This window comes from Methylomonas rosea (genome assembly GCF_024505055.1).
Lineage (GTDB): Bacteria > Pseudomonadota > Gammaproteobacteria > Methylococcales > Methylomonadaceae > Methylomonas > Methylomonas rosea.
Window position 1 is genome coordinate 1 of the sequence record NZ_JANIBL010000133.1, and the last position, 2,072, is coordinate 2,072.

At 46.3% G+C, this 2,072-nt stretch carries 1 protein-coding gene; it reads right to left on the reverse strand.

Annotated features, from left to right (window positions below):
- Nucleotides 1–111: 111 nt before the first annotated feature.
- On the reverse strand, nucleotides 112–2,072 hold a 1,961-nt coding region (locus tag NP589_RS21435), incomplete at its 5' end, for a hypothetical protein (protein WP_256608790.1).

The window sequence follows — 2,072 nt, forward strand, 5'->3', positions numbered from 1 at the left end:
GTCACCCGACGATTCCAGGCCTGGGCGGAAGTGGCTAATGGATTATTTGGGTTAAAGAGGCTTTCAAGAAAATTGCCTATTATGAAAGATGGTGCAAACAAATTTGCTGATTCAATATTCAAATGTCTCCAACCGCGAAGCTGCAGTCATTAGTCGGTTATCGAAATCGTCGATCAAATCGACAATAGAAAGCGCCGCATCAGCGCCCCAATGAGATACTACGGGCAATATAAGAGGCGATATACGATCAAAGATCATTTGACGAGTGAGGTTTTCCTTAAGAAAACTTAACGATATTTCTAAGGCCCAATATTTTTTTTTCGGATCACGTTTTCCTATGCGCGTCCAAATGATACTCCCTGCTGACAGTCCCTCCAGTCCTTTTGTTGTTTGTTCAAATAACGTTTTTTCAAGTAGCGATTGGTCTTCGAGCGAATAAAATTCATTGAATAAATCAATCGCGATTCTGGTTTGTTCTCTGGTTGCTGGATCGCGGATTTGGCGATGGACAACTTCGGCCGCATCGCCCATCCCAAAACTTGCGAAGCGACGCAAGGCATAAGCCAGGATTTGGTCCGCCTCTATATTAATCAGAAGGTGCACGAGATCGTGAGAAGCCCGCTCAGATAGCCGAGATGCTGTTGTCGTGTCGATTTTAGTCAACGACTCAAAGAGAATAGTTGCGGAAGCGCAACGCTCAGCATTGGTAAGTGTTTCAGTTGTCACTATCCAGTTCCAGGCATCACTAAGCAGGGCCTTGGTAGAATTCGATCCGAGGCAAGTAGATGCATGGGTGATTGCTGATACAATATTCTCGAAACCAATTACACCCGGCGCTCGTTTCGCAAGTCCGCCATCGAGTTCATTCATAAGCCGACAGATGTTAATTGCAGCCTGTTCCGCACCACTTTTCGGCTTGGATTCCTGTACTTTGGAGACGTCTTCAAGTGCTTCGATTTGCCGGACAAAAATTCTCATCGCCTCGTCACTATTAGATTTTGCAAGAATCGCTGCGTATGCCGACCATATACGGATCTTGTAATCTGCGTTTTGTACACGTTCCGGAATCCTTTGAAGGCGACTTAATGCTTCCATGTGGTAAGACGGTTCTAATGCTTCAACGATCAGCTCCCCCCCTTGTATGAACAAATCACCAGAAAGCCAATTTTCCCGTTCCAATATAGAAAGTACTTCGTCGGTCACGGCGGACCGGATTGTTTCGCCGAGCGCAATACGTACTTTCAGTATGCCAAGGTAACAAGACGCCCAAGACCATTGTGGTATCTCCTTCAACCTCCGTTCTGTTTGATGCAAAATTTTCTTGGTCTCTTTGGGTAGAATCGGGGCGAAATACATAGCAGCAGTACATGCTTCGGTCACTAAATCTACTGCATCTTTTTCGCGATTTTGGCAAGGCGCTCCAATCAGCACCTCTGCGATAGTAAATGCGAGTCGTCGTTGAAATTCCAGATTATCTTGTACACCGGTTGCAACTACCCGCAATGAAGCAATACGCTGATCCGGCCACTTACAAGCTAGAGAAACCCGCTCGGCTTTTTCAACCTTTCCTTCAAGAGCGAGACTCAAAGCGGTAACTAAGCGTACAGAGTCACTGTCGCCTTCGGGTAACTGGGTAAGACCAATAGCTGTCGATTGCCAGAATAATTCCTTGGCTCGACGATGACCGTTTCGGGCAAGTAACAGAGCGAGATGCGCAAGATCGTCCGCCCTTTGTCTTGCGTCATAATATTGCCGTTTTCCGACCCTTTTGATCAGGTAATTCACGAAGTGATCTCTTTCTGGAGTATCCTGAAACGAAAGCGCCTGTTCAACGTATAGGACGTCGTCAGTTCGGGTCTTCTTGCTGTCGAGTGTTTCCAGGCAATTAATACAATCGGTCCAACGGCCGATTCTCGCAAACGCTTCAACAAGTCTGGAAGAAACAGCCCCATCTTGGAATTGTTTGTCCAGGTAACATTCGGCTTTAGCCAAGTCCTCTGTTGAAAGTACGGGTATGAGTGCATTCAAACGAAAGAGAATAGCCTCAGTATCCACTTTAATACGCCCTTCTT